Source organism: Bacillus sp. SIMBA_005, from assembly GCF_046535585.1.
GTDB lineage: Bacteria > Bacillota > Bacilli > Bacillales > Bacillaceae > Bacillus > Bacillus pumilus.
In genome coordinates, this window is sequence record NZ_JAWRWI010000474.1 from 1 (window position 1) to 268 (window position 268).

Annotated in this window: 1 protein-coding gene; it reads right to left on the minus strand. The window is 44.0% G+C overall.

The genetic code is table 11. From position 1 onward, the window contains the following. Window positions 1–268, minus strand: a 268-nt coding sequence (locus tag SB660_RS20955; protein ID WP_410584295.1) for a sigma-70 family RNA polymerase sigma factor, incomplete at both ends; no start/stop codon positions are given.

The window sequence follows — 268 nt, forward strand, 5'->3', positions numbered from 1 at the left end:
TGATTAACCGCTCTCTTACTTGAAGCGCTTTATATGCGATATCGCGAAGCGACCTCGAGACGCGGATCGGATTGTTATCCCGCAAATATCTGCGGATTTCTCCGATGATCATCGGTACAGCGTATGTTGAAAACTTAACATTATGGCTTAGGTCAAAATTATCAATGGATTTCATTAGTCCGATGCAGCCGACCTGAAATAAGTCATCAACATACTCTCCTCTGTTGTTAAACCTCTGAATGACGCTTAAGACAAGGCGCAGGTTGCC